Here is a 20796-nt window from a genome sequence, read left to right on the forward strand (position 1 = left end):
CCAGCGTCAGATGTGTATAAGAGACAGGCCTGGTCTCGCGCGAGCAGCAGCGATATCCCCATCCACGATAGATACAGACAGCCGGCGATAGTGAGGGCACGTGCAAGCGCCGGCCGCGCTTCGAGCACGGTACCTGCGCCGGTCGTCGCCAGCGTCAGCAAGACGATCGAGCCCAGCACGATCATGGCGATCACGGGCAGCGCTCTGACGATGCCTGCGCGGGCCGCGACGTGCATGACCACGAAATTGTTCGGTCCTGGCGTGATGGCCGCGACGGCGACCAGCCCGGCCACGCTGAGCAGTGCAAGCATTCCCATCTCTCCTTCACCAAGCAGATTATTGCGAGGGCGGTGGTCTGGCGGTGGCGGGTTTTGGTCTAAGATTGTGACCATGCGAGATTTGCCGTTGAATGCGCTGCGTGCGTTTGCTGCGGTCTACACGCACGGTGGCGTGCGTGCGGCCGCGCGTGAGCTCGGGGTTGCACACTCGTCGATCAGCCGACATCTGGTGGAGCTCGATCGCTGGCTGGGGGTGCCACTGATCAGGGAAGGACACCGGGGCCGCGGCGGCCTGACGTTTACTGCTCAGGGCGAAGCGCTCGGGCGCGCAACCCTTGCCGGGCTTCGAGGTATCGAGCAGACAATCGCTTCGATGCGCGAGGCGCGCTCGGGTCGTTCGGTCACGATCGCCACTGCACCGTCGTTCGCGGCGCGCTGGCTGCTGCCGCGACTGTCGGCGCTGGAATCAAGCCTGCCTCGAATCGAGATCTCTATCGTCGTCGAGCAAAAGCTCGTGGATCCGGATGCAGCGGACGTGGACTTTGCCATTCGCATGGGGCGCGGCCCATGGCCCGGTCTGCGCTGTGAGCCGCTCATGGACGAGGTTCTCTATCCAGTGATGAGCGCGGATTTCTGGAAGCGGTCGCGCCGCCCGAGCCGCCCGGAAGATCTGGTGAGGCTGCGCCTGCTGCACGATCGCGATCCGAATGCAACGTGGGAGCTGTGGCGGCGTGCTCATGGACCGCGCTCGCTCAATGTGCGCAACGGTCCGCGCTTCGCATCGTCGGATCTGGTTCTGCGCGCGGCAGAGCAGGGCCACGGCGTTGCATTGGCTCGCCATCGACTGGCGATGCAAGATGTTTCCTCAGGCAGACTGCTGCGACCTCTCGGTTCGTTACAGGTCGCGATCGGGCCCGCTTACTGGCTGGTGCTCCCGCAGCGGCCCCGCCACTTGCCCGCGGTGTCGGCAGTGATCGACTGGCTCAGGGAGCAGGGCCAATCCGACGCGACAAAATTCGATCCCTGAGCTGCAGGAACGGTCGCTCGACGGCGAGCCACAGCACCGCGGCCACCGCGATGCTGCTGACGAAGTAGAGTACGAAACCGCCGACGCCAATCATCGCGTCTTTGCCGAACAGCAGCTCGTTGGCATGCGAGGTCAGCTTGTGCGACAGATAGATGCTGTACGAGAGAATAGCGATCGTGCCGGCTCCAGGCACACGCCAACTGCCGAAGGCTCGTTCCCACTCCAGTGACGCTGCCAGAATGCACGCGCAGCCGAGCGAGAGCAAAGGGTAGCCCACGGTTGCTCCGACCCAGGTCAGGATCGGCCCTCGAAAGCCAGGCGTGGCTGGATAGTGAAAGGCGCCGACGGCCAGTGCCAGCGCGATGACTCCCACGACTAAAGCCCAGCGTGGCTGGACGTACTTTCGCCATTGCTCTGGCCTGAAGGCCTTGCAGGCAGCGAGCAGCACTCCGAACAGCAGACCATCGAGCCGGCAGTACGTCGGATAGTAGATCGCTTTCAGATAAGTGGGTGCGAGGCTGGCAGTCGCCTGCTCAGCCAACGGTGCTGTCATCGCGTCCTGCCAGATGAGTGCACGCAGCACCATCCCGCCGAACAGCACGCCGAAGGACAGCACCAGCACCCATCCCTGCCAGCGAAGCCGGCTGAGGATCAACACCAGCAAGGGGAAGACCAGATAGAAATGTTCCTCGACACACAGGGACCAGGCTTGGGTGAACGCGCCGGTCACCCGGTAGTCCAGCCCGAAGTTCATGGTGAAAGTCAGAAATCGCCACGGTGCCTGCATCGTCGGGTCCTCTCGCAGGCCTGGCAGCAGCACGTACACGGCCAGTACCGCCAGGAACGCCGGCATGATTCGCATCGCACGTTTGAAATAGAAATCCGGCAGGCTGAGACGCTGTCCTCGGGCGAGCCGTACGAACAGTTGGGTACCAATCAGATAGCCGCTGAGCACGAAGAACAGATCGACGCCTGTCCAGCCGTACTGCTTGAGCTGCTGTAGAAAGACGGGAGTGGCTGGCCGCGGAAGGTGCCAGAGCATCACGAGCAGGATGGCGAGCGCACGCAGCAGATCGGGCCCGGCGGCCCGGGAAGAGGCGAGTGAAGGAACTGTTATAACAGCGGCCTGGCGAATGCCGGCCGCATCTGCCTCGTGCGTCGATATTTCCATATCCAGCCGTTCCTGAGTCCGACGCAGCAATCATAAGCCAACACTGCTGCTCACGATGCTTGGCCGACGCGTGCTGCAGGCGCAGGGAGCGGCTCTTGCTAGTCAGCGAGTAGCTTCACATCGCGAACGGCGCCTTTGTCCGCACTCGTGACCAACTTCGCATAGGCCTTGAGTGCCTGACTGACCTGACGAGGGCGCGGTGCGCTTGGTTTCCAGCCGTCGATGGATTTGCTGGCGCGACGACGGGCCAGTTCTTCGTCAGTCACATCGACGCGCACGCTGCGGGTGGCAATGTCGATCACGATGATATCGCCGGTTTCGATCAAGCCGATGTTGCCGCCTTCCGCGGCTTCGGGAGAGACATGACCGATCGACAACCCGGAGGTCGCGCCTGAGAAGCGACCATCGGTGATCAGCGCGCACACTTTGCCGAGCCCTTTGGATTTGAGATAGCTGGTGGGGTAGAGCATTTCCTGCATGCCGGGCCCGCCGCGCGGACCTTCGTAGCGGATGATGACCACATCGCCGGCTTTCACTTTGCCGCCGAGAATGGCTTCCACCGCTGCATCCTGACTTTCGACGACCACCGCCGGACCGGTGAAGCTCAACATGCTCTCATCGACGCCTGCGGTTTTGACGATGCAGCCACGCTCGGCGAGATTGCCGTAGAGCACGGCCAGGCCGCCATCGCGCCGATGGGCGGATTCAGACGAACGGATGCAACCTGCGCCGCGATCGACATCGAGCTGCGGATACCGACAACTCTGCGAGAACGCCGTTTGAGTACGAATGCCTGCCGGACCGGCGCGATAGAAGTCGCGCACGGCCGTATCCGTCGTCCGCATTACGTCCCAGGTTTCCAGCGCTTTCGCCAGCGAATCGGCATGAACCGTCGCGACCGAGGTGTCCAGCAGCCCGGCGCGATCCAGCTCGCCGAGAATCGCCATGACACCGCCGGCCCGATGCACGTCTTCCATGTGGTAATGACTCGACGGTGCCACCTTGCACAGTACGGGCACCTTGCGCGACAGCCGATCGATGTCGCTCATGCTGAAGCCAATCTCACCTTCCTGCGCGGCGGCCAACAGATGCAGCACCGTGTTGGTCGAGCCGCCCATGGCGATGTCCAGGCACATGGCGTTGTCGAAGGCCGCCTTGCTGGCAATGTTTCGGGGCAAAACGCGAGCGTCGTCGTTGAGGTAGTAGCGTTTGGTCAGCTCGACGATGGTCCGTCCGGCTCGACGAAACAACTGCTCCCGATCCGCATGCGTGGCGACCAGTGAGCCATTGCCGGGGAGGGAAAGGCCGAGCGCTTCGGTGAGGCAGTTCATCGAGTTGGCGGTGAACATGCCCGAGCAGGATCCGCAGGTGGGGCAGGCGGAGCGTTCGATCCGTTGCACGTCGGCGTCCGACACCTGGTCGTTCGCGGCAGCGACGATGGCATCGACCAGATCGAGCGACACATCCTTGTCGGCGAGTCGCGTCTTGCCCGCTTCCATGGGACCGCCCGAAACGAACACCACCGGAATGTTCAGCCGCAGCGCTGCCATGAGCATGCCCGGCGTGATCTTGTCGCAGTTCGAGATGCACACCAGCGCGTCGGCGGTGTGGGCGTTACACATGTACTCCACGCTGTCCGCAATGATGTCGCGCGAGGGCAGGCTGTAGAGCATGCCGTCGTGGCCCATGGCGATGCCGTCATCGACCGCGATGGTGTTGAACTCCTTGCCCACGCCACCGACGCGCTCGATCTCCTCGATGACCAGCTGCCCGAGGTCCTTCAGATGCACGTGGCCCGGGACGAACTGAGTAAAAGAGTTGGCCACCGCGATGATGGGCTTGCTGAAGTCTTCGTCTCGCATGCCGGTGGCGCGCCACAGGGAACGCGCGCCCGCCATGTTGCGGCCGGCAGTACTGGTACGGGAACGATAGACGGGCACGGTGAAGCTCCTGGCGACTTCGGCTGGGAGGGCGAGTCTGGCTTGGCGTGCGCTATACCCGCCAATACAATCGACAGAGGGTCGCTATAGGGTTTACGAATAGTGGAACTGCGTCAGCTGCGCTATTTCATTGCGGTCGCCGAGGCGGGCAGCTTCTCGCGGGCGGCGCAGCTGCTGCATGTCTCGCAGCCGCCGCTGTCGGTCCAGATCAAGGCGCTGGAGGATGAGATCGGTGTGAGACTGCTCGAACGCACGACTCGCGGCGTCTCGCTCACCGTCGCCGGCGCCGCGTTTTTCGAGGAGGTGCGTGGGGCCCTTGCCCGGATCGAGCACGCGAAAAGCGCGGCGGCACGGGCCGATCGGGGCGAGATCGGCATGCTCGCCATCGGCTTCGTGTCGATCGCCGACTACGGCGTGCTGCCGCCGGCTCTGAAGGGTTTTCGTGCCAGCCGGCCGCTGGTGGAAGTTCAATTGCATGAGCTGACGACCGACGCGCAAATTCGTGAGCTGCGGGCCTCGCGCCTGGATCTTGGCATCGCGCTGGGGCCCGTGAACGAGCCGGACCTGCAGTTCGACGTTCTATTGCACGAGGAGCTGGTGCTGGCAGCGCCTGCGAATCATCCGCTCGCCAAGGGCGAGGGGGCGGTCGATCTGCGGGCCCTCGCCAAGGAAAGCTTCATCATTCCGCCTCGTGATATCGCCCCTGGCCTTTACGATCTCGTGCAGGACCACTGCCGCGCCTTCGGCTTCGTACCGCGCATTACTCAGCATGCGCGTCAGATGCAGACCGTCATCAGTCTGGTATCCAGCGGCATGGGATTCGCCCTGGTGCCTGCATCGGTGCGCAATCTGAAACGTCGGGGGGTTCAATACCGACGCTTGCGAGGCAAGCCGGCACGGGTCGAGCTGGGCGTCCTGCGAGCACGGGGAGCGAGTACTCCGCTGGTTGAACATTTCATCGCCGCGCTTCGTAGCGCCAGCGGCTAACGGCGCGAGCGAACCGGGTCCGGGTGAACTGACGACTGCGTCGTAATTCTGTGAGGAAATCGTTGACGAATTCTGAGCGCCACAGCTAGCGTCCATCGCCCGTTGCGAAACGGATAGAACAAATATCATTCAGCGGAGGACGGCATGAGTCGGAACAGGTTGGTTCGGGGCGCGCTCGCATTCGGAATCCTGGGGGCCAGCTTGTTTACAGGCGGCTGCGCATCCATCGTCAATGGCGGCAATCGAGACATCTCCATTGCCACCCAACCGCCCGGCGCGACGGCGTCGGTGCGCAAGAGCGGCGGCGGCATCATGGACGTCGTGGCGGTGGAAAAGACCCCGTGCACGATTTCGCTCGATCCCAAGGGAGGCTACTTCTCGGGCCAGAGCTATACGCTGCGGCTGGAGATGCCGGGCTACAAGCCGACCGAGATCGAGCTGACCCCGAAGATGTCCGGCTGGTACTGGGGCAATCTGGTGTTCGGCGGCTTGATTGGCATGCTGGCGGTGGATCCAGCAACAGGCGCCATGTGGAACATCACGCCGGAAAAGATCGACCGCAAGCTGGCAAGCGGCCAGGTCGCGATGATCAAGAACAAGACTGGCTTCGTGGTCGTGCTCGAATCCGAGCTGACGCCGTCGGAGCGTATGGCGATGGTGCGGGTGAAGTAATGTTTCTCGGTTGCCGACGGCCGTCAGGCCGTCGGGAACCCCGATCGTCGTTGAGCGATTGCCGTTGTGGGTCTGTTCACGACGGTCATGGCACGTCAAGCTCACGCCGACGTTGGTATGGAAAATCTCCGAGAGCACCGCGGACGAGCCGCGGAGCGCCCTCGAGAGATTCCGGCGCGCGGGTGGTGGGACATCGCGAGGCGTGTCCAAAAAGAGCTGACCGCGGACAATGTGAGCATCATCGCCGCTGGCCTGGCGATGTATGCGCTACTCGCGGCGTTCCCAGCGCTGGCGGCTGTTGTATCGATTTACGGGCTGTTTGCCTCGCCCGCCGATATCGCCAATCACATCCAGCAAGTCGCTCCGGTCCTGCCGCAGCAGGCGCAAATGATCCTGCAGCAGCGCCTGACCATTCTTTCGCAGCATCCCCAGAGCACGCTCAGCGCTGGAATCCTGATCGGCATCGCATTGGCTCTATGGAGCTCGCGCCAGGGCATGGTCGCGCTCATGACGGCAACCAACGTTGCCTACAATCAACGCGAGCATCGCGGATTTTTCAAGCAGCTGTTCGTGTCGCTGGCATTTACCGTCGGCGGCATCATGGGTTTTCTGGTGGTCCTGCTGTTGGGGATCGCGGTTCCGCTGGTGCTATCGCTCGTGCCGCTGGGGGCGGCGACTCAGGGGGTATTGTTGGTGGCGCGTTGGCTGCTCTTGTTCGCCGCGGCGGTGCTTGGCCTCGCGATCGTCTATCGCTTCGCACCGGATCGGCGCGAAGCGCAATGGCGTTGGATCACGCCAGGATCACTGATCGCAGCAACATTGTGGCTGGCCGCCAGCGTGCTGTTTGCGGTGTACGCGCAGAACTGGGGCCGCTATGACCAGACCTATGGCGCGTTGGGGGGCGTGGTCATATTGCTCATGTGGTTCTACCTGACCGGCTACGTCATCATTCTCGGCGCCGAGATCAATTCCGAAATGGAACGGCAAACCAAAAAGGACACGACTGAGGGCGAGCCGAAGCCCATGGGCAGACGCGGCGCGTACTCCGCCGACACGGTGGGTCCGAGCGCAGGGGAACTGAAGAATCAGTGACGCGGCCTACGGCTGCATCTTCATCAGCTGGTCCATCGGCATCATATTCTCGTGCAGATGGCTCATGATCCAGATCGAGCCGAGGACGACGACGAACACAACCAGGATGCCGAAGGCCAGCGCCAGCACATTGTTGGTGTTGTCCGGGCCGGTCGTGATGTGCAGAAAGAACACCAGGTGCACGCCCATCTGGGCGATCGCCAGTACGATCAGCGCCACCGGGATGGCAGGCGTGTAGATGATGTTCGAACCGGCCAGCAGGAAGGCGCCGACGGTGAGCAGGATCGAAAAGCCGAGGCCGTAGTTCGCGTTGCGCACCCAATGACTGCCTTCCTCCGGCGGTTCGTCGCCGGGCGCGTGGTCTTCCATCTCGTCCAGGACATCAGCGGGCAGACGCGGATCGGATTCGGAGGTGCTCATGGGCGGCTCGGAATGAGATAGACGATGGTAAAGATGCCGATCCAGACGATGTCGAGGGCGTGCCAGAACAGGTTGAAACAGATCATCCGGTGAATGATCTCGCGGCGAAATCCCTTGACCTGGATTTGCGCCATCATGGTGGCCAGCCACAGTCCACCGGCGGCGACGTGTACGCCATGCAGGCCGACCAGCCCGAAGAAGGCGGTCAGCATGCCGCTTCGCTGCGGCGTGAAGCCGCGCTCCGCCAGCTCGATGAACTCCTGCACCTCGAGCAGCAGAAAGGCCAGTCCGAACAGTCCCGTGATCGCCAGAAAAATCTGCGTCCATAAGCGATTTCTCACGTTCATGGCCGCGAACCCGAGCATGCACACGTAGCTCGACAGCAGCAGCATCGCCGTCTGCCAGGCCAGGCGGTCGATCTCGACGATGTCCGTCATCGTCGGCCCGCCGGCGGTCGCGTGCTTTTGCACGGCGAAGGCCGCAAAGAAACAAGAGAAGATGACGATATCGCTGAGCAGGAAGATCCAGAACCCGTAGCCGACCAGGATTCGTTTGCTGGCGGGGCCGGTCGTGCCATGTCCGGCGCCTTCGACCGCCTCTCCCGGCGCATGCGGGCGATGGCCGAGACGGTGCGGATCTTCACGAACGCGGCGAATCGCTTCGAGGCTGGCGGGCAGCCCTCTGGAGCTCACGGCAGTGCCCCTTGCTCGGCGAGCCGCGCGAGCGCCGCTTCGCGTGCCTCGCGTCGAGCGCGATCCACCCGCGCGACTTCCTCGACCGGCACTTCGAACTCGTGCTTGTCACGCCAGGCGAAGACCACAAAACCGGCGATGGCCAGCACCAGCGCGAGGCTGGCCAGCCACCAGATGTGCCAGACCATGGCGAAACCGAACACCGATGTGAAAAACGCCGTGAAGAAGCCGACGCCACTGTGCAGCGGCATTTCGATTGGCTCGTACTTCGGCTCCGGCGCCAGCTGCTGGGTCTCGACGGCGCGCAGCTTGATCCCCCAATAAGCTTCTTCGCCTTCGACGTTCGGCATGACGGCGAAATTGAAGAACGGCGGTGGCGAGGGCGTGGCCCACTCGAGCGAACGCCCGTCCCAGGGATCGCCGGTCACATCGCGCAGCTTGTTGCGGTCGCGAATGCTGACCACCAGCTGGATCACTTGTGAGATCACGCCAAGAATGAGGATGCCGACGCCGGCCACGGACACATAGAGCCAGGGCCCCCACTCAGGGATGTTGATGTGCTGCAGCCGCCGTGTCATGCCGAGCAGGCCGAGCACGTACAGCGGCGTGAAAGTCACCCAGAAGCCGATGAAAGCGAACCAGAAGGCAGCCTTGCCCCAGGTCCTGTGCAGCTCGAAGCCGAAGACCTTCGGAAACCAGTACTCCAGCCCTGCGAACACCCCAAATACCACGGCGCCCACGATGACGTTGTGGAAGTGCGCCACCAGGAACATCGAGTTGTGGGTCAGGAAGTCCGCCGGTGGCACGGCGAGCAGCACGCCCGTCAGGCCGCCGATGATGAATGTGAAGATGAAACCGAGCGACCACAGCATCGGCACTTCAAAGCGCACGCGGCCGCCGTACATGGTGAAGATCCAGTTGTAGATCTTCACGCCGGTGCCCACCGCGATGACGCTCGATGAGATCCCGAAGAAAGTGTTGACTGCTGCGCCCGCGCCCATAGTGAAGAAGTGATGCAACCAAACCAACATGGAAACGATGCAGATGAACAGCGTGGCGGCGACCATGGAGCGGTAGCCGAACAACGGCTTGCCGGAGAACGTCGAGAATATTTCCGAGAAGATGCCAAAGGCGGGCAGCACCAGGATGTAGACCTCCGGATGTCCCCAGGCCCACACCAGATTCACGAACATCATCGGGTTGCCGCCCGCCGTGTTGGTGAAGTAGTTCCAGTCGACGTAACGATCCAGCGTGAGCATCGCGAGCGCGGCGGTGAGAATCGGGAACGTGGCGACGATCAACAGGCACGAGGCGAGCGCCGTCCAGCAAAACACGGGCATGCGCAAGTAGCTCATGCCGCGACATCTCATCTTCAATACGGTGGTGACGATGTTGATGCCGGTAATGAGGGTACCGATGCCCGAGATCTGCACGGCCCACAGGTAGTAGTCGACGCCGACGCCGGGCGTGTAGGTCGTTTCGCTGAGCGGTGGGTAGGGCAGCCAGCCGGTGCGCGCGAATTCGCCGATGAACAACGACACGTTCACCAGCAACGCGCCACTCGCAGTCAGCCAGAAGCCCACCGAATTGAAGGTCGGGAACGCCACATCGCGAACGCCAAGTTGCAACGGCACCAGATAATTCATGAAGCCCAGCACCAGTGGCATGGCACCGAACAGAATCATGATCGTGCCGTGCGCGGTGAAGATCTGGTTGTAATGCTCGGGCGTCAGATAGCCTGCCGCGTTGATCGCCACCGCTTGCTGGGTTCGCATCATGATGGCGTCGGCGAAACCTCGAATCAGCATCAAAATACCGAGCAGGGAATACATGACGCCGATGCGCTTGTGGTCGACGCTGGTGATCCACTCGTGCCAGAGATAGGGCCACCATTTCTTCACGGTGATGAGAATCAGCAGCCCGAGCACAAGCAAAATGAGCACGAACGAAGTAATCAACGGCAGCGGTTGCGAAAAGGGAATGGCCGACCAGTCGAGCTTGCCGAACATGTTCAATCCTTCCCGGCGGGCGTCACTTCACGTCCGGCATGTCCTGACGAGCCGGGCTGCGGGCCGGGGCCCGGAGGAATTTCCTGAGTGGCCACGGCATGGAACAGATGTGGATCGATCGTTCCATACGTCGCGGGCGGCACGTTGTGGGATTGATGGAGCAGGCCGGCGTACGCGGCCCGATCGAGCGCCGGACTGTTGCGTGCGCGTGCGACCCAGCCGTCGAACTCCGTCGGCGCCACACTCGTCACATCGAACTGCATGTCCGAGAAACCATCGCCGGAGAATTGCGCCGAGATGCCCCAGATCTTTACTGGGCTATCGGCCTGCAGGTGCAGCTGCGAGACCATGCCGGGCATGGCGTAGATCATCGAGCCCAGTTGCGGTACGAAGAAAACGTTGAAGACGCTGGCGGAGGTGATCGAAAAGTGCACCGGCCTGCCGGCCGGCACGACCAGATGATTGAGGCTCGCGACGTGTTGCTGCGGATAGATGAACAGCCATTTCCAGTCGAGCGCAACGACCTGCACCTCCAGCGGCGCGTGCTCCGAGTCCAGCGGCCGGAACGGGTCGAGCTTGTAAGAGCCGATCCAGATCACGCCGCCGAGGAACATGACGGTGAGGGTAGGAATGGACCACACGACCGCCTCGATCCGTCCCGAGTAGGACCAGTAGGGCAAGTACTCCGCTTTGCTGTTCGAGGCGCGGTAATGCCAGGCGATCCAGAAGGCGAGCACGATGGTCGGGATCACGATCACCAGCATGATGACCGTCGCGTTGATCAGGATGGTCGCCCCATCCCTGCCCACCGGGCCGAGCGGGTCGAGCACGCCGCCCGAGCAGGCAGCGAGGCCGACGCTCGTCAGACTCAGCACCGCGCCACGGCCCGCGCGATGCAGCGCGCGTCGAGTGAAATGCAGGCTACCCATTCGGGAGCCTCCCTGCCGGAAGCGCATAGAATCTCCCGCAAGCAAAGGTGTTCCGCGAGCGAGTCGCGCCCAGGCGGGCGCATTGTCAATCTACGGACAGCGTTGCAGCGGCGTGAGTCGCACTTCGGGCACGGTAGAGGCGCTCGCTCCTAAAGTCGCAAGGCCTCCACGACCAGGGAAAAAGCCGGGGAGTGTTGCCGCCGGCTGGGATAGTAGAGGTGATAGCCGGAGAAGGGCGGACACCAGTCTTCCAGCACCCGAGTCAGGCGTCCGGCTTCGATGTGGGGTGCGAATTCCTCTTCCGGAAGAAATGCGATGCCCAGTCCGTCAAGTGCCCCAAGCACGACGGGTGGGGATGTATTGAACGTCACTTGGCCATCGACCCGCACGTTTACGTGTCGGCCGCGCCGCTCGAACTCCCAGACGTACAGCCCGCCATGCGTAGGGAAGCGGATGTTGATGCAGCGATGCTTGGTCAACTCGGCGGGTATTTTGGGGATGCGATATCTCTGGAAGTACGCGGGCGAGGCGACTGCCGCCATGCGTAGCTTGGGACCGATCGGCATCGCGATCATGTCCTTGTCGATGCTTTCGCCCAGTCGCACGCCGGCATCGAAGCGATCGGCGACGATGTCGCGAAATCCGTAGCTCACATCGAATTCGATTTGAACGTCGGGATAGCCGTGCATCAACGGCATGAGTTTGGGCAACAGGATGGTCCGCAGGACGTGCTCGCCACTGGTGATGCGAACCGAGCCGGCGGGCTTGTCTCGTAGTGCCGTGAGCGCATCCAGCTCGGCCTCGATCTCATCGAAGCGACTGCCGATGGCCTGCAGCAACCGCTCGCCGGCGGGGGTGGGCGAGACGCTGCGGGTGGTGCGGGTCAACAGGCGAATTTCCAGTCGCTGTTCCAATCCCTTGATCGCCTGGCTGAGCGCCGACTGCGTCACTCCCATAAGGGCACTGGCTCGAGTAAAGCTGCCTTCCCGGGCTACCGTGACGAAGGCCAGCAGATCGTTGAGATTGCGTCGTGCCATGGGGGCTTAGTCTGGCACGCCTGATTAATTAGTGTGACTAATAAGGCATAAAAGCATTCATCGTCTTATCGAGAAGATGCGGCGCGGGGACAATGATCCGGCCTGCCTTGCCTGGCGGCGAAATTTCGACGGCATGAATAGCTCAGTAATCGCCCCCGCCGACCCGTCCCAACACGAGGCATCGGTGCAACCCGCCTATTGGAGCGGCGTCTTTGCGATGACGCTGTGCGTGTTCGCGCTGATCGCCTCGGAGTTCATGCCGGTCAGCCTGCTGACGCCGATGGCCGCAGACCTGCACGTCAGCGAAGGCTTGGCCGGACAGGGCATCGCCATCTCCGGTGCTTTCGCGGTGCTCACCAGCTTGTCGATTGCGACGCTTGCTGGAACCATGAACCGTAAGACGCTGCTGTTGATGCTAACTGCGTTGATGGCGCTGTCCGGCGTCATGGTCGGGCTGGCGCCGAACTACCTGACCTACATGGTCGGTCGCGCCCTCATTGGCGTAGTGATTGGCGGCTTCTGGTCGATGTCTGCCGCCACCGCCATGCGACTGGTCCCGGCGAGTCAGGTGCCACGCGCATTGGCTGTCTTCAATGGTGGCAATGCGCTGGCCACTGTGGTTGCCGCGCCGCTCGGCAGCTATCTGGGATCGATCATCGGCTGGCGGGGCGCTTTTTTCTGTCTGGTGCCGGTCGCGGCGCTCGCCCTGGTCTGGCAATGGACCAGCCTGCCAGCCATGAAGGCTGAGCGCATGGCAGGTTCGCGCAATGTTTTCAGGCTGTTCAAGCGTCGGCCCATTGCTCTTGGGATGGCTGCCTGCGGTGCCTTCTTCATGGGACAGTTCGCGTTGTTTACGTATGTGCGGCCATTCCTGGAAACGGTGGCGCACGTTGATGTGTCGACGCTGTCGCTCATCCTGCTCGGGATTGGCGTGGCGGGTTTCGTCGGCACCGCGATCATCGGCACGTTCTTGAAACGAGATTTGAATCGAACTCTGATCGTCATTCCCCTTGCGATGGCGGCGATTGCCTTGACGCTGATTACCTTTGGAACGTCGGTCGCCGCGGTCGCCTCGTTGCTGGGATTGTGGGGTCTGCTGGCGACTGCGGCGCCTGTGGGCTGGTGGAGCTGGATCGCGCAAACCATGCCGAAGGATGCCGAGGCCGGCGGTGGGCTGATGGTGGCGATGATCCAGCTCGCCATCGCCCTGGGCTCGACTGTCGGCGGATTGCTGTTCGACGGCAGCGGATATCAAAGTACCTTCGTGGCGAGTGCGGTCGTGCTGTTGTTTGCAGCGCTGCTGTCCCTTTTGACTTCGCGCTCGCAGGCAGCGCGGGCCACTTGAGTTGCGGGCAGATCAAGGAGCCATGCCATGACGACGACCATCCTTGGCACGCGCAGCGGCGATGCGCGCTTCTGCGCTATCGATAACAAATATCGCAGAATCTGCAGATGGTGGGCCCTGCGCAACCTGAGCGCCGTGCTCGGCTTGCTGATGCTTGGCGGGTCCGAGGCCAGCCCGCCCTCGGGCCTCGCTGCAGTTGCCGAGGATGCCGCGGCGGCATCCGTGAAACTGGGAGAATCACTCATGTGGATGACCGTCGGCGAACGTCGTTTTGCCATCACCTTGGCCGACAGCGCGGCCGCCCGCGCATTCGCGGCACAGCTGCCACTGGCGCTCGACATGAACGAGCTCAACGGCAATGAGAAGCACGCCGAGCTGCCGGGAGCGCTGCCCACCGACGCGAGCCGGCCCGGAACGATCCGCAGCGGCGATCTCCTGCTCTATGGGAGCGGTACGCTCGTGATTTTCTACGAGACCTTCCGTTCTTCGTATTCGTATACGCGCTTGGGTCGCGTAGACGATCCTAGCGACCTGGCCCAAGCGCTCGGCCGGCGCGAGGTGAGGGTCGTGTTTTCGAAAGACTAGCTGCTGATTGGTGCCCGTCAGAGAGGTGACTGGCTGGTCGCGCTAGGGCGTCCAAGCACCGCCGAGTGCTTTGTAGACCGCGACCCATTGTGTCCCTAGCTGCGTGTTGCTTTGACTGTAGGCGCGCTCCGTTTGAAACAAGGTGCGGCGCGCATCGAGCTCGGCCAGATAATTGATCATGCCGTGGTTGTATCGGACTCGGGCAATCTCATAAGCATCGCGGCTGGCAGCGAGCGCGGTCGCCAGCTCGCGATTGTGTTCCTGCTCGGCACTGAATCCGCTCAGTGCGTTTTCGATCTCGTGCCACGCGCGCAGTACGGTCTGCTGATAGGTCACAGCGGCCTGCTGTTGGTCGAGCTTGCGCAGCTCGACGGCCGTTCGCCGACGTCCGCCATCGAAAATCGGCAGGCTCAAACTCGGACCGACCGACCACTGCCGGGATCCCCAATCGAAAAAGTCCGATGCGCTCAGCGACTGTTGCACGAAGCTGCCGGTCAGAGTGAAGCGCGGGTATAGATCCGCGACGGCGACGCCGATTTCCGCGGTGACCGCCTGCAATTGTGCTTCGGCCCGTTGAATGTCGGGACGTCGTCGGGCGACTTCTGAAGGCACACCCCCGGCAATCGCCGAGGGCAGAGTGAACGACGACGGTGTGCCCGTGAGTTGCGCGTCGAGTGCCCCGGGTTCCGCGTTGAGCAGCACGGCCAGTGCGCTGACCAGTTGGATTTCCTGTTGTCTCAATGGCGGAATGTTAGATCTCGATTCCGCCAGACGCGCTCGCTGAGTGGCGAGGTCGAGTTGATCGACCAGACCGCCTTTGACGCGGTATTCCGTGAGCTGCACCAGGTCCGCACTGGCAGCGGCGTCTGCATTCGCAATGCGCAGTTGATCCTGGACGCCTCGCAGTTCCAGGTAGCTGCGCACGACGTCGCCGACCAGCGATAGCTGCGCGTCGTGTAAATCCTCTTCGCTCATCCGCAAGTTGGCATCGGCCGCTTCTACCGAGCGACGCACGCGTCCCCACAGGTCCAGCTCCCAGCCGACATCGAAGCCGCCCTGGTACACACTGAAGGGATCGCTGAGCAATTGGATGATTTCCTGGCCGCCGGGACCGGGCGCGATCAGGTCGATGAGTCGGGTGGCGGTCCCGTTCTCGCTCTGTCGTTCTCGCGAATAGGCGGCGCTGGCATTCACCTGCGGCCAGCGTGCACCGGCCTCGACGCCACGGACTAGCCGGCTTTGCACGACCCGCAGCGTTGCGACCTGGACCTGTGCATTGCTCGCCAGTGCGCGCTCGACGAGCGCATCGAGCGTGGCGTCGTTGAATTGTTTCCACCATTCGTGCTCGACCGCGTCGTTGGTTGCCGTCGTGGCGCGCCACTGTTGCGGCAAGGCAGGTTCCGGTGCCTCGAAGTTGGGGCCGACGGCACATGCACTCAGCAATGTCGAACTGACAATGATCCAGAGCTTGCTTCGCATGATGCACCTACACCAGTCGGTGTCTGAACAGCCAGACCGCAACCGGCAGGGTCACCAACGCGATGATCACCAGCGGCCACATGTCATGGTAGAGATAGCCGAATCCCGCGCCTTCGAGATACACCCGCCGCACCAGATCGATGGCATAGCGCAGCGGATTGGCATAAGTGAGGTACTGCATGGCCTTCGGCATGTTGCTGATCGCCGAGGTCAGGCCGGACAGCAGCATCATCGGCATCAGCAGGACGAACGTGTACAGCATCGCCTGTTGCATGGTCTTCGAGAACGCCGACAGGGCCAGTCCGATGCCGACCGCCGCGGTCGTGAACAGCAGCAGGCCGGAGTACAGCGTCAGCAGCGAGCCTTGAAAGGGAATGCCGAACCAGAAGCGTGCGACCAGGAAAATGATGGAGGACTGCGTCAGGCCGATGAGAATGGGCGGCACTGCTTTGCCGATCATGATTTCGGTCGGGCGCAGCGGCGTAACGAGCAATTGATCGAATGTGCCCTGCTCGCGTTCACGCGCCACCGACAACGCCGACAGCATTAGCACCTGAAGCATGCTCAGCGCGCCGATCAGGCTGGGAATCATGGCCCAGCGCGTCTCCAGATTCGGGTTGTACCACGCGCGGGTGTCGATCGTGAGCGGCGGACCCGAGGCGCCGCGCTGCTGGTTCCATTCGGTGTTGAAACGATCGACCGCGGCGGTGACGTACGAGGCAGCGACATTGCCGGTGTTCGAGTTGCGACCGTCGGCGATGACTTGCACGACGCCGCCACGCCCCGAGAGGATGTCGCGCTCGAAGTTGGCCGGCAGATGAATGACCAGCAGTGCGCGCTTCTTGCCGATTACCTCGCCGATCTGATTCGCACTGCTCAAGTTCATTACCCGATCGAATACGCCCGAGCCGTCGAGCACGTTCACGAACTGGGTCGAGGCTTTGCTGCGGTCAGTGTCTAGCAGCGCATATGGGACTTCGTTCAAATCGAACGTGGCCGCATAGCCGAACAGCAGCGATTGCATGATTACGGGCACCACCAGTACCAGGCGGCTGCGCGGATCTTTCAGGATGGCGATCAGCTCCTTGCGGATCAGGATCCGGATCCGATGTAGCGTCGCGTTCATACGAGTTGCTTCCGCGTGTTGATCCGGATCAGCACGAACAGGATGACCGCTGCCGTCAATAGCACGGCGGTGTCCTTGATGAGCAGCCCGGGAACATTGCCGGCGAGAAATAGCGTCTGCAGCGCCTCGACGTAGTACGTCGGAGGCAGCACGGTACTGATGGCGCGCACGATCACAGGCACGCTGCGCAGATCGAAAATAAAGCCCGACAACATCAGCGCTGGTAGGAAGCTGACGATCAGGGCAATCTGCGAGGCCAGGAACTGGTTCTTGGTAGCGGCGGAGATCAATAGCCCCAGGCTCAGCGACACCAGCAGGTACAGCATGGAGATCAGGACGATCAGCAGCAGCGAGCCCCGGATGGGCACGAAGAATAGAAACTTGCCCGCGAGCAGGCACATCGCCAGGCCCGCAAGGCCCACGCCGAAGTAGGGAATGAGTTTCGAGGCGATGAGCTCGCCGGTATTGATCGGGGTGACGAATAGCGATTCCAGCGTGCCGCGCTCCCACTCGCGGGCCATGACCAGCGAGGTCAGCAGCGCGCCGTTCAGCGTCATGATCAGCACGATGAGCCCAGGCACGAGAAAGTGAGTACTGGTATTGGCCTCGTTGAACCACAAGCGGGTTTCCAGTTGCACGGCGGGGCCGGGCAGGGCAGTGTTCTGGCCCGCGGCAGTGCGCTTCACGTTCCATTGCGAAATCGCGCCTTGCGCGAAACCCTCCAGAACGCGTGCACGATTTGCGTCTACACCATTGACGAGCACCTGGATGCTCGCATCACCTGCTGCCAGGCGTCGTGAGAAATCGCTCTGCAGATACACGATGGCCTCGACCTTACCGGCGCGCATCAACCGCTGAGCTTCCGGCATGGAGTGGAGCTGCGTCACCGTGAAGTAGGGCGACAGATAAAAACCGGCGAGCACGTCCTGGGCGGTGGGCGAGGTGTCCTGCGAGACGATGGCAACGGGCGCGTTCTTGATATCGAACGACAAGCCATAGCCGAACACCAGAATCAGCACGAACGGCAGGAACAGACCGACCATCAGGTTGCTCCGGTCACGCAGCAGCTGCCGGGTTTCTTTTACCGTCAGCGCACGCAAGCGCCGCCAGGACAGCCGTTGTGAGCGCACTTCGTCGATCATGCCGCGTGCTCCTGTTGCTGTGCTCGTTGCCGGGCCTGTTCGACGATGCCGATGAATGCCTCTTCCATGGAGTGCGCGGGCTCGCCGCCCGAGCCGGCCTGATTGCGCACCTCTTCGGGCGTGCCGATCGCCAGCATCGTGCCGGCGTCCTGGATCATGATGCGATCGCAGTACTCGGCCTCTTCCATGAAGTGAGTCGTCACTACGATGGTCGTGCCGTGATCGGCCAGCGAGCCGATTCGCCGCCAGAATTCGCGCCGTGCCAGCGGATCGGCGCCGCTCGTGGGTTCGTCGAGAAACACGATGGCGGGTTCGTGCAGCAGGGCGGCTGCCATCGCGAGCCGTCGTTGAAAGCCGCCGGGCAGCGAGCCGGCCGTGGATGTCTCACGCTGCTTGAGCTCGAAATTGTCCAGCGCCCACTCGATGCGCTGCTCAGCTCGCGAATTGCGCAGTCCGTAGGCGCCCGCGAAGAATTGCAGATTCTCGAGCACGCTGATATCGCCATACAGCGAGAACTTCTGCGCAACGTAACCAATGTTCTGTCGTGCCTCGGCCCGCGCTCGTCGCAGGTCGGCGCCAGCCACTTTCAACGTTCCGGCCGTGGCGGGCAGCAAGCCGCACAACATTCGAAACGTGGTCGTCTTGCCGGCGCCGTTCGGACCGAGCAGCCCGAACACTTCACCCCGCTTTACCTCGAAGCTGGTGCGGTTCACTGCCGTGAAGTCACCGAACTTGCGCACCAGGTCGTGCACTTCGACCACGACGTCGGAGTGATCCTGTGACTCGTCCTTGCTGAGATCCAGCGCTGCGTTGGCCGTCGGATGCACGTCAGTCTTATGCCGCAGCAACATCATCAAGCTGTCTTCGAGCGTGGGCGACGTCGGCTCGAACGTCACATCCTCGATCGACAATGGCTCGCGATCCCGCAGGACCGTGCGCACGTGACCGCCGTGAGGTACGGCGTCGATCACGTCGGCGCGATCGATGAGCTCTGCCTGCAATTTGCGCGCGGGTGTCTGCTGCAGTGATCTTGCGAAGAATGAGTGACCATTCGCGCGCGACTTCAATTCATCCGGTGTGCCACTCGCCAGCACGTTGCCCTCGTGTAGCACCACGACGTGCGCGCAGCGTTCGGCCTCGTCCATGTAGGAAGTGCTGACGACGACGGACAGGCCTTCGTTTGCTACGAGCCCGCTCACGATGTCCCACAGCTCACGTCGGGAGAGCGGGTCGACACCGACCGTCGGCTCATCGAGTAACAACAGCTCCGGCGAGCGCACCAGGGTGCAGGCGAGACCCAGCTTTTGTTTCATGCCGCCGGAGAGCTTGCCGGCGAGCCGGTCGAGAAACGGTGCGAGCGCCGTCATTTCCATGAGACGCGGATAGCGATCAGAGCGCTGCTCCGCGGTGACGCCGTGCAGATCCGCATACAGATCCAGATTCTCTTGCACGCTCAGATCCTCGTACAGACCGAAGCGCTGAGGCATGTAACTGATACGATCTTGAATCGCCTGCGGCTGCTTCGCCGCGTCCAGGCCGAGCACCGTGAGCGTGCCTTCGTCGGCGTGCATGAGTCCCGCCGTGAGTCGCAACAGCGTCGTCTTGCCCGCACCGTCCGGGCCGACGAGCGCAGTCAGGGCACCGGGCTTCGCGCCGAACGACACATGATCGAGCGCCGTGATCGTGTCGTTCTTCTGGCGCTGGAATCGTTTGGTGAGGTTGTCACCGCGAACGATGAAGCCGTCGGCGCCGCTGTTCATCGATCCGACTCGCCCCGGCTCGCGGTCTGGGCGGTGGGCGTGATCGTTACCGTCGCCGGCATGCCGAGCCGCAATCGGTCTTCCGGATCGTCGACGAACACGCGTATCTCATACACCAGGCTGGTCCGCAGTTCCTTGGTCTGCACGGTCTTGGGCGTGAACTCGGCGGTGGAGGAGATGAAGCCGACTTTGCCTTCCAGCGGACTCTTCGGAGCGCTGTCCATGGTGACTCGCGCGGATGCACCGAGCGCGACGCGGCTCAACTCCGCTTCGGACAGATACGCTCGTACCCACTTCGGTGTCGTGATTGCAATCGCGAACACCGGACGCTGTGGAGTCGCCAGCTCGCCCGGCTCCATGAGGCGATTGCGAATCACACCGTCGGTGGGCGCGACCAGATCAGCATCGGCCAGTTGTCGCTTGAGCAGGGCGAGATCGGCCTCGGCGGCATCGAGTTGCGCCTTCGCCTGATCGATATCTTCCTGGCGCGGACCAGCGAGGGTGAGCTCGAGCGCCTTACGCGAGCTTTCCGCCTGCGCTTCACTCATGCGTGCGGCTGCGATGGATGTCTCGAGATCCTGCGGGCTGATGGCCCGGCCCTGCGATTCCTCGCTGATACTGCGCAGGCGCTTCAATTGGCTCGCAGCATTCGCCGCTTCAGCTTGCGCAGCCGCCAGCGCGGCGCGCGACTGAGCAATTTCTTCCGGACGTGCACCATTGCGAAGCTTTCTCAGAACTTCGCGCTGCGCGGCGACGCCTGCTTCGGCTTGCGCTACACGCGGCAACAATCGGCGGGTATCCAGTCGCGCCAGAACCTCACCGGCTTTCACTTTAGTGCCTTCGTCCACCAGCACTTCGGCGATGCGCTCGCTGTCGTTGAAAGGCAGCTGGACCTGGCGCAGATCCACATTGCCCTGCAGGACGATGTCCCCGGTGTGCTGATTGCGCCCCAGCAGCCAGTAGCCGAGCAGGGCGATGGCCAGCAGAACGACGACGGCGAGTGCAATGATTCTTTTGGGCACGGCCAGGTCCTAAGCACAGGGTTGCAAACAGCCGTCAGTCTATTCAAAATCAATCAATTTGAAAAAANNAGTTTTCAAAAATG

Annotated in this window: 19 protein-coding genes; 6 read left to right on the plus strand and 13 right to left on the minus strand. The window is 62.4% G+C overall.

The window, feature by feature from the left end; genetic code table 11:
- On the minus strand, positions 1-311 hold a 311-nt coding region (locus D0550_RS26710), incomplete at its 3' end, for a LysE family translocator (protein WP_161966068.1).
- 79 nt (positions 312-390) lie between these two features.
- Here D0550_RS26710 and D0550_RS26715 point away from each other — a divergent pair.
- Positions 391-1305: a LysR substrate-binding domain-containing protein gene (locus D0550_RS26715; protein ID WP_116812281.1), complete on the plus strand. Its 915-nt coding sequence runs from the start codon at positions 391-393 to the stop codon at positions 1303-1305.
- On the opposite strand, the gene D0550_RS26720 is transcribed toward D0550_RS26715, so the two are convergent.
- Both D0550_RS26720 and ilvD read right to left on the minus strand, forming a co-directional pair.
- Positions 1262-2476 carry an acyltransferase family protein gene (locus D0550_RS26720; RefSeq protein WP_116812255.1) on the minus strand — a complete coding sequence of 405 codons (1215 nt, stop codon included), beginning with the start codon at positions 2474-2476 and terminating at the stop codon, positions 1262-1264. The genes D0550_RS26715 and D0550_RS26720 overlap by 44 nt on opposite strands.
- Before the next feature lie 98 nt (positions 2477-2574).
- On the minus strand, positions 2575-4416 hold the full coding sequence (gene ilvD / locus D0550_RS26725) for a dihydroxy-acid dehydratase (protein ID WP_116812256.1): 1842 nt from the start codon (positions 4414-4416) through the stop codon (positions 2575-2577).
- Between the two features lie 102 nt (positions 4417-4518).
- On the opposite strand from ilvD, the gene D0550_RS26730 reads away from it, so the two are divergent.
- The 3 genes from D0550_RS26730 to D0550_RS26740 all read left to right on the plus strand — a co-directional run bounded on the left by D0550_RS26730 (position 4519) and on the right by D0550_RS26740 (position 7167).
- Complete coding sequence (locus D0550_RS26730; protein WP_116812257.1) at positions 4519-5403, plus strand: LysR substrate-binding domain-containing protein; 885 nt, start codon at positions 4519-4521, stop codon at positions 5401-5403.
- Between the two features lie 144 nt (positions 5404-5547).
- Complete coding sequence (locus D0550_RS26735) at positions 5548-6075, plus strand: peptidase associated/transthyretin-like domain-containing protein (RefSeq protein WP_116812258.1); 528 nt, start codon at positions 5548-5550, stop codon at positions 6073-6075.
- A gap of 87 nt (positions 6076-6162) precedes the next feature.
- Positions 6163-7167 carry a YihY/virulence factor BrkB family protein gene (locus D0550_RS26740; RefSeq protein WP_153067361.1) on the plus strand — a complete coding sequence of 335 codons (1005 nt, stop codon included), beginning with the start codon at positions 6163-6165 and terminating at the stop codon, positions 7165-7167.
- A gap of 6 nt (positions 7168-7173) precedes the next feature.
- Here the strand turns inward: D0550_RS26740 and cyoD are convergent, their stop codons facing one another.
- The 5 genes from cyoD to D0550_RS26765 form a co-directional block, all read right to left on the minus strand.
- Positions 7174-7587: a cytochrome o ubiquinol oxidase subunit IV gene (gene cyoD, locus D0550_RS26745; protein ID WP_206606564.1), complete on the minus strand. Its 414-nt coding sequence runs from the start codon at positions 7585-7587 to the stop codon at positions 7174-7176.
- A complete protein-coding gene (locus tag D0550_RS26750; RefSeq protein ID WP_116812260.1) occupies positions 7584-8279 on the minus strand; it encodes a cytochrome c oxidase subunit 3 in 696 nt (231 codons plus the stop codon). The genes cyoD and D0550_RS26750 overlap by 4 nt, the downstream gene beginning before the upstream one ends.
- Positions 8276-10288 (minus strand): cbb3-type cytochrome c oxidase subunit I, encoded by a 2013-nt coding sequence (locus D0550_RS26755; RefSeq protein ID WP_116812261.1) that lies wholly within the window; start codon positions 10286-10288, stop codon positions 8276-8278. The genes D0550_RS26750 and D0550_RS26755 overlap by 4 nt, the downstream gene beginning before the upstream one ends.
- 2 nt (positions 10289-10290) lie before the next feature.
- Entirely contained in the window at positions 10291-11217 is a 927-nt protein-coding gene (cyoA, locus tag D0550_RS26760) for a ubiquinol oxidase subunit II (protein WP_116812262.1), read from the minus strand.
- A 149-nt stretch (positions 11218-11366) separates the two neighbouring features.
- Positions 11367-12254, minus strand: a complete 888-nt coding sequence (locus D0550_RS26765; RefSeq protein ID WP_116812263.1) for a LysR family transcriptional regulator — start codon at positions 12252-12254, stop codon at positions 11367-11369.
- A gap of 133 nt (positions 12255-12387) precedes the next feature.
- On the opposite strand from D0550_RS26765, the gene D0550_RS26770 reads away from it, so the two are divergent.
- Positions 12388-13599, plus strand: coding sequence for an MFS transporter (locus D0550_RS26770; RefSeq protein ID WP_116812283.1), 1212 nt, complete (start codon positions 12388-12390; stop codon positions 13597-13599).
- A gap of 150 nt (positions 13600-13749) precedes the next feature.
- Positions 13750-14184, plus strand: coding sequence for a cyclophilin-like fold protein (locus tag D0550_RS35680; RefSeq protein ID WP_349770748.1), 435 nt, complete (start codon positions 13750-13752; stop codon positions 14182-14184).
- Positions 14185-14226: 42 nt separating this feature from the next.
- Here D0550_RS35680 and D0550_RS26780 read toward each other — a convergent pair whose 3' ends face one another.
- Genes D0550_RS26780 through D0550_RS26800 form a run of 5 tightly spaced genes read right to left on the minus strand, consistent with a single transcriptional unit; the run spans position 14227 to position 20713 of the window.
- Positions 14227-15663, minus strand: coding sequence for an efflux transporter outer membrane subunit (locus D0550_RS26780; protein ID WP_116812264.1), 1437 nt, complete (start codon positions 15661-15663; stop codon positions 14227-14229).
- A gap of 7 nt (positions 15664-15670) precedes the next feature.
- A complete protein-coding gene (locus tag D0550_RS26785; protein WP_116812265.1) occupies positions 15671-16789 on the minus strand; it encodes an ABC transporter permease in 1119 nt (372 codons plus the stop codon).
- Positions 16786-17931 (minus strand): ABC transporter permease, encoded by a 1146-nt coding sequence (locus D0550_RS26790; protein ID WP_116812266.1) that lies wholly within the window; start codon positions 17929-17931, stop codon positions 16786-16788. Before D0550_RS26790 ends, D0550_RS26785 begins: the two co-directional genes overlap by 4 nt.
- A complete protein-coding gene (locus tag D0550_RS26795) occupies positions 17928-19691 on the minus strand; it encodes an ATP-binding cassette domain-containing protein (protein WP_116812267.1) in 1764 nt (587 codons plus the stop codon). The genes D0550_RS26790 and D0550_RS26795 overlap by 4 nt, the downstream gene beginning before the upstream one ends.
- Complete coding sequence (locus D0550_RS26800) at positions 19688-20713, minus strand: HlyD family secretion protein (protein ID WP_116812268.1); 1026 nt, start codon at positions 20711-20713, stop codon at positions 19688-19690. Before D0550_RS26800 ends, D0550_RS26795 begins: the two co-directional genes overlap by 4 nt.
- Positions 20714-20796: the final 83 nt, after the last annotated feature.

Source organism: Steroidobacter cummioxidans, assembly GCF_003104955.1.

What these genes read in the sequence shown, in the direction of transcription:
- D0550_RS26715 (WP_116812281.1), top strand. Translation starts at nt 391, where the DNA reads ATGCGAGATTTGCCGTTGAATGCGCTGCGTGCGTTTGCTGCGGTCTAC.
- D0550_RS26720 (WP_116812255.1), bottom strand. Translation starts at nt 2,476, where the DNA reads ATGGAAATATCGACGCACGAGGCAGATGCGGCCGGCATTCGCCAGGCC.
- D0550_RS26735 (WP_116812258.1), top strand. Translation starts at nt 5,548, where the DNA reads ATGAGTCGGAACAGGTTGGTTCGGGGCGCGCTCGCATTCGGAATCCTG.
- D0550_RS26740 (WP_153067361.1), top strand. Translation starts at nt 6,163, where the DNA reads ATGGCACGTCAAGCTCACGCCGACGTTGGTATGGAAAATCTCCGAGAG.
- cyoD (WP_206606564.1), bottom strand. Translation starts at nt 7,587, where the DNA reads ATGAGCACCTCCGAATCCGATCCGCGTCTGCCCGCTGATGTCCTGGAC.
- D0550_RS26755 (WP_116812261.1), bottom strand. Translation starts at nt 10,288, where the DNA reads ATGTTCGGCAAGCTCGACTGGTCGGCCATTCCCTTTTCGCAACCGCTG.
- cyoA (WP_116812262.1), bottom strand. Translation starts at nt 11,217, where the DNA reads ATGGGTAGCCTGCATTTCACTCGACGCGCGCTGCATCGCGCGGGCCGT.
- D0550_RS26765 (WP_116812263.1), bottom strand. Translation starts at nt 12,254, where the DNA reads ATGGCACGACGCAATCTCAACGATCTGCTGGCCTTCGTCACGGTAGCC.
- D0550_RS26770 (WP_116812283.1), top strand. Translation starts at nt 12,388, where the DNA reads ATGAATAGCTCAGTAATCGCCCCCGCCGACCCGTCCCAACACGAGGCA.
- D0550_RS35680 (WP_349770748.1), top strand. Translation starts at nt 13,750, where the DNA reads ATGCTTGGCGGGTCCGAGGCCAGCCCGCCCTCGGGCCTCGCTGCAGTT.
- D0550_RS26780 (WP_116812264.1), bottom strand. Translation starts at nt 15,663, where the DNA reads ATGCGAAGCAAGCTCTGGATCATTGTCAGTTCGACATTGCTGAGTGCA.
- D0550_RS26785 (WP_116812265.1), bottom strand. Translation starts at nt 16,789, where the DNA reads ATGAACGCGACGCTACATCGGATCCGGATCCTGATCCGCAAGGAGCTG.
- D0550_RS26790 (WP_116812266.1), bottom strand. Translation starts at nt 17,931, where the DNA reads ATGATCGACGAAGTGCGCTCACAACGGCTGTCCTGGCGGCGCTTGCGT.
- D0550_RS26795 (WP_116812267.1), bottom strand. Translation starts at nt 19,691, where the DNA reads ATGAACAGCGGCGCCGACGGCTTCATCGTTCGCGGTGACAACCTCACC.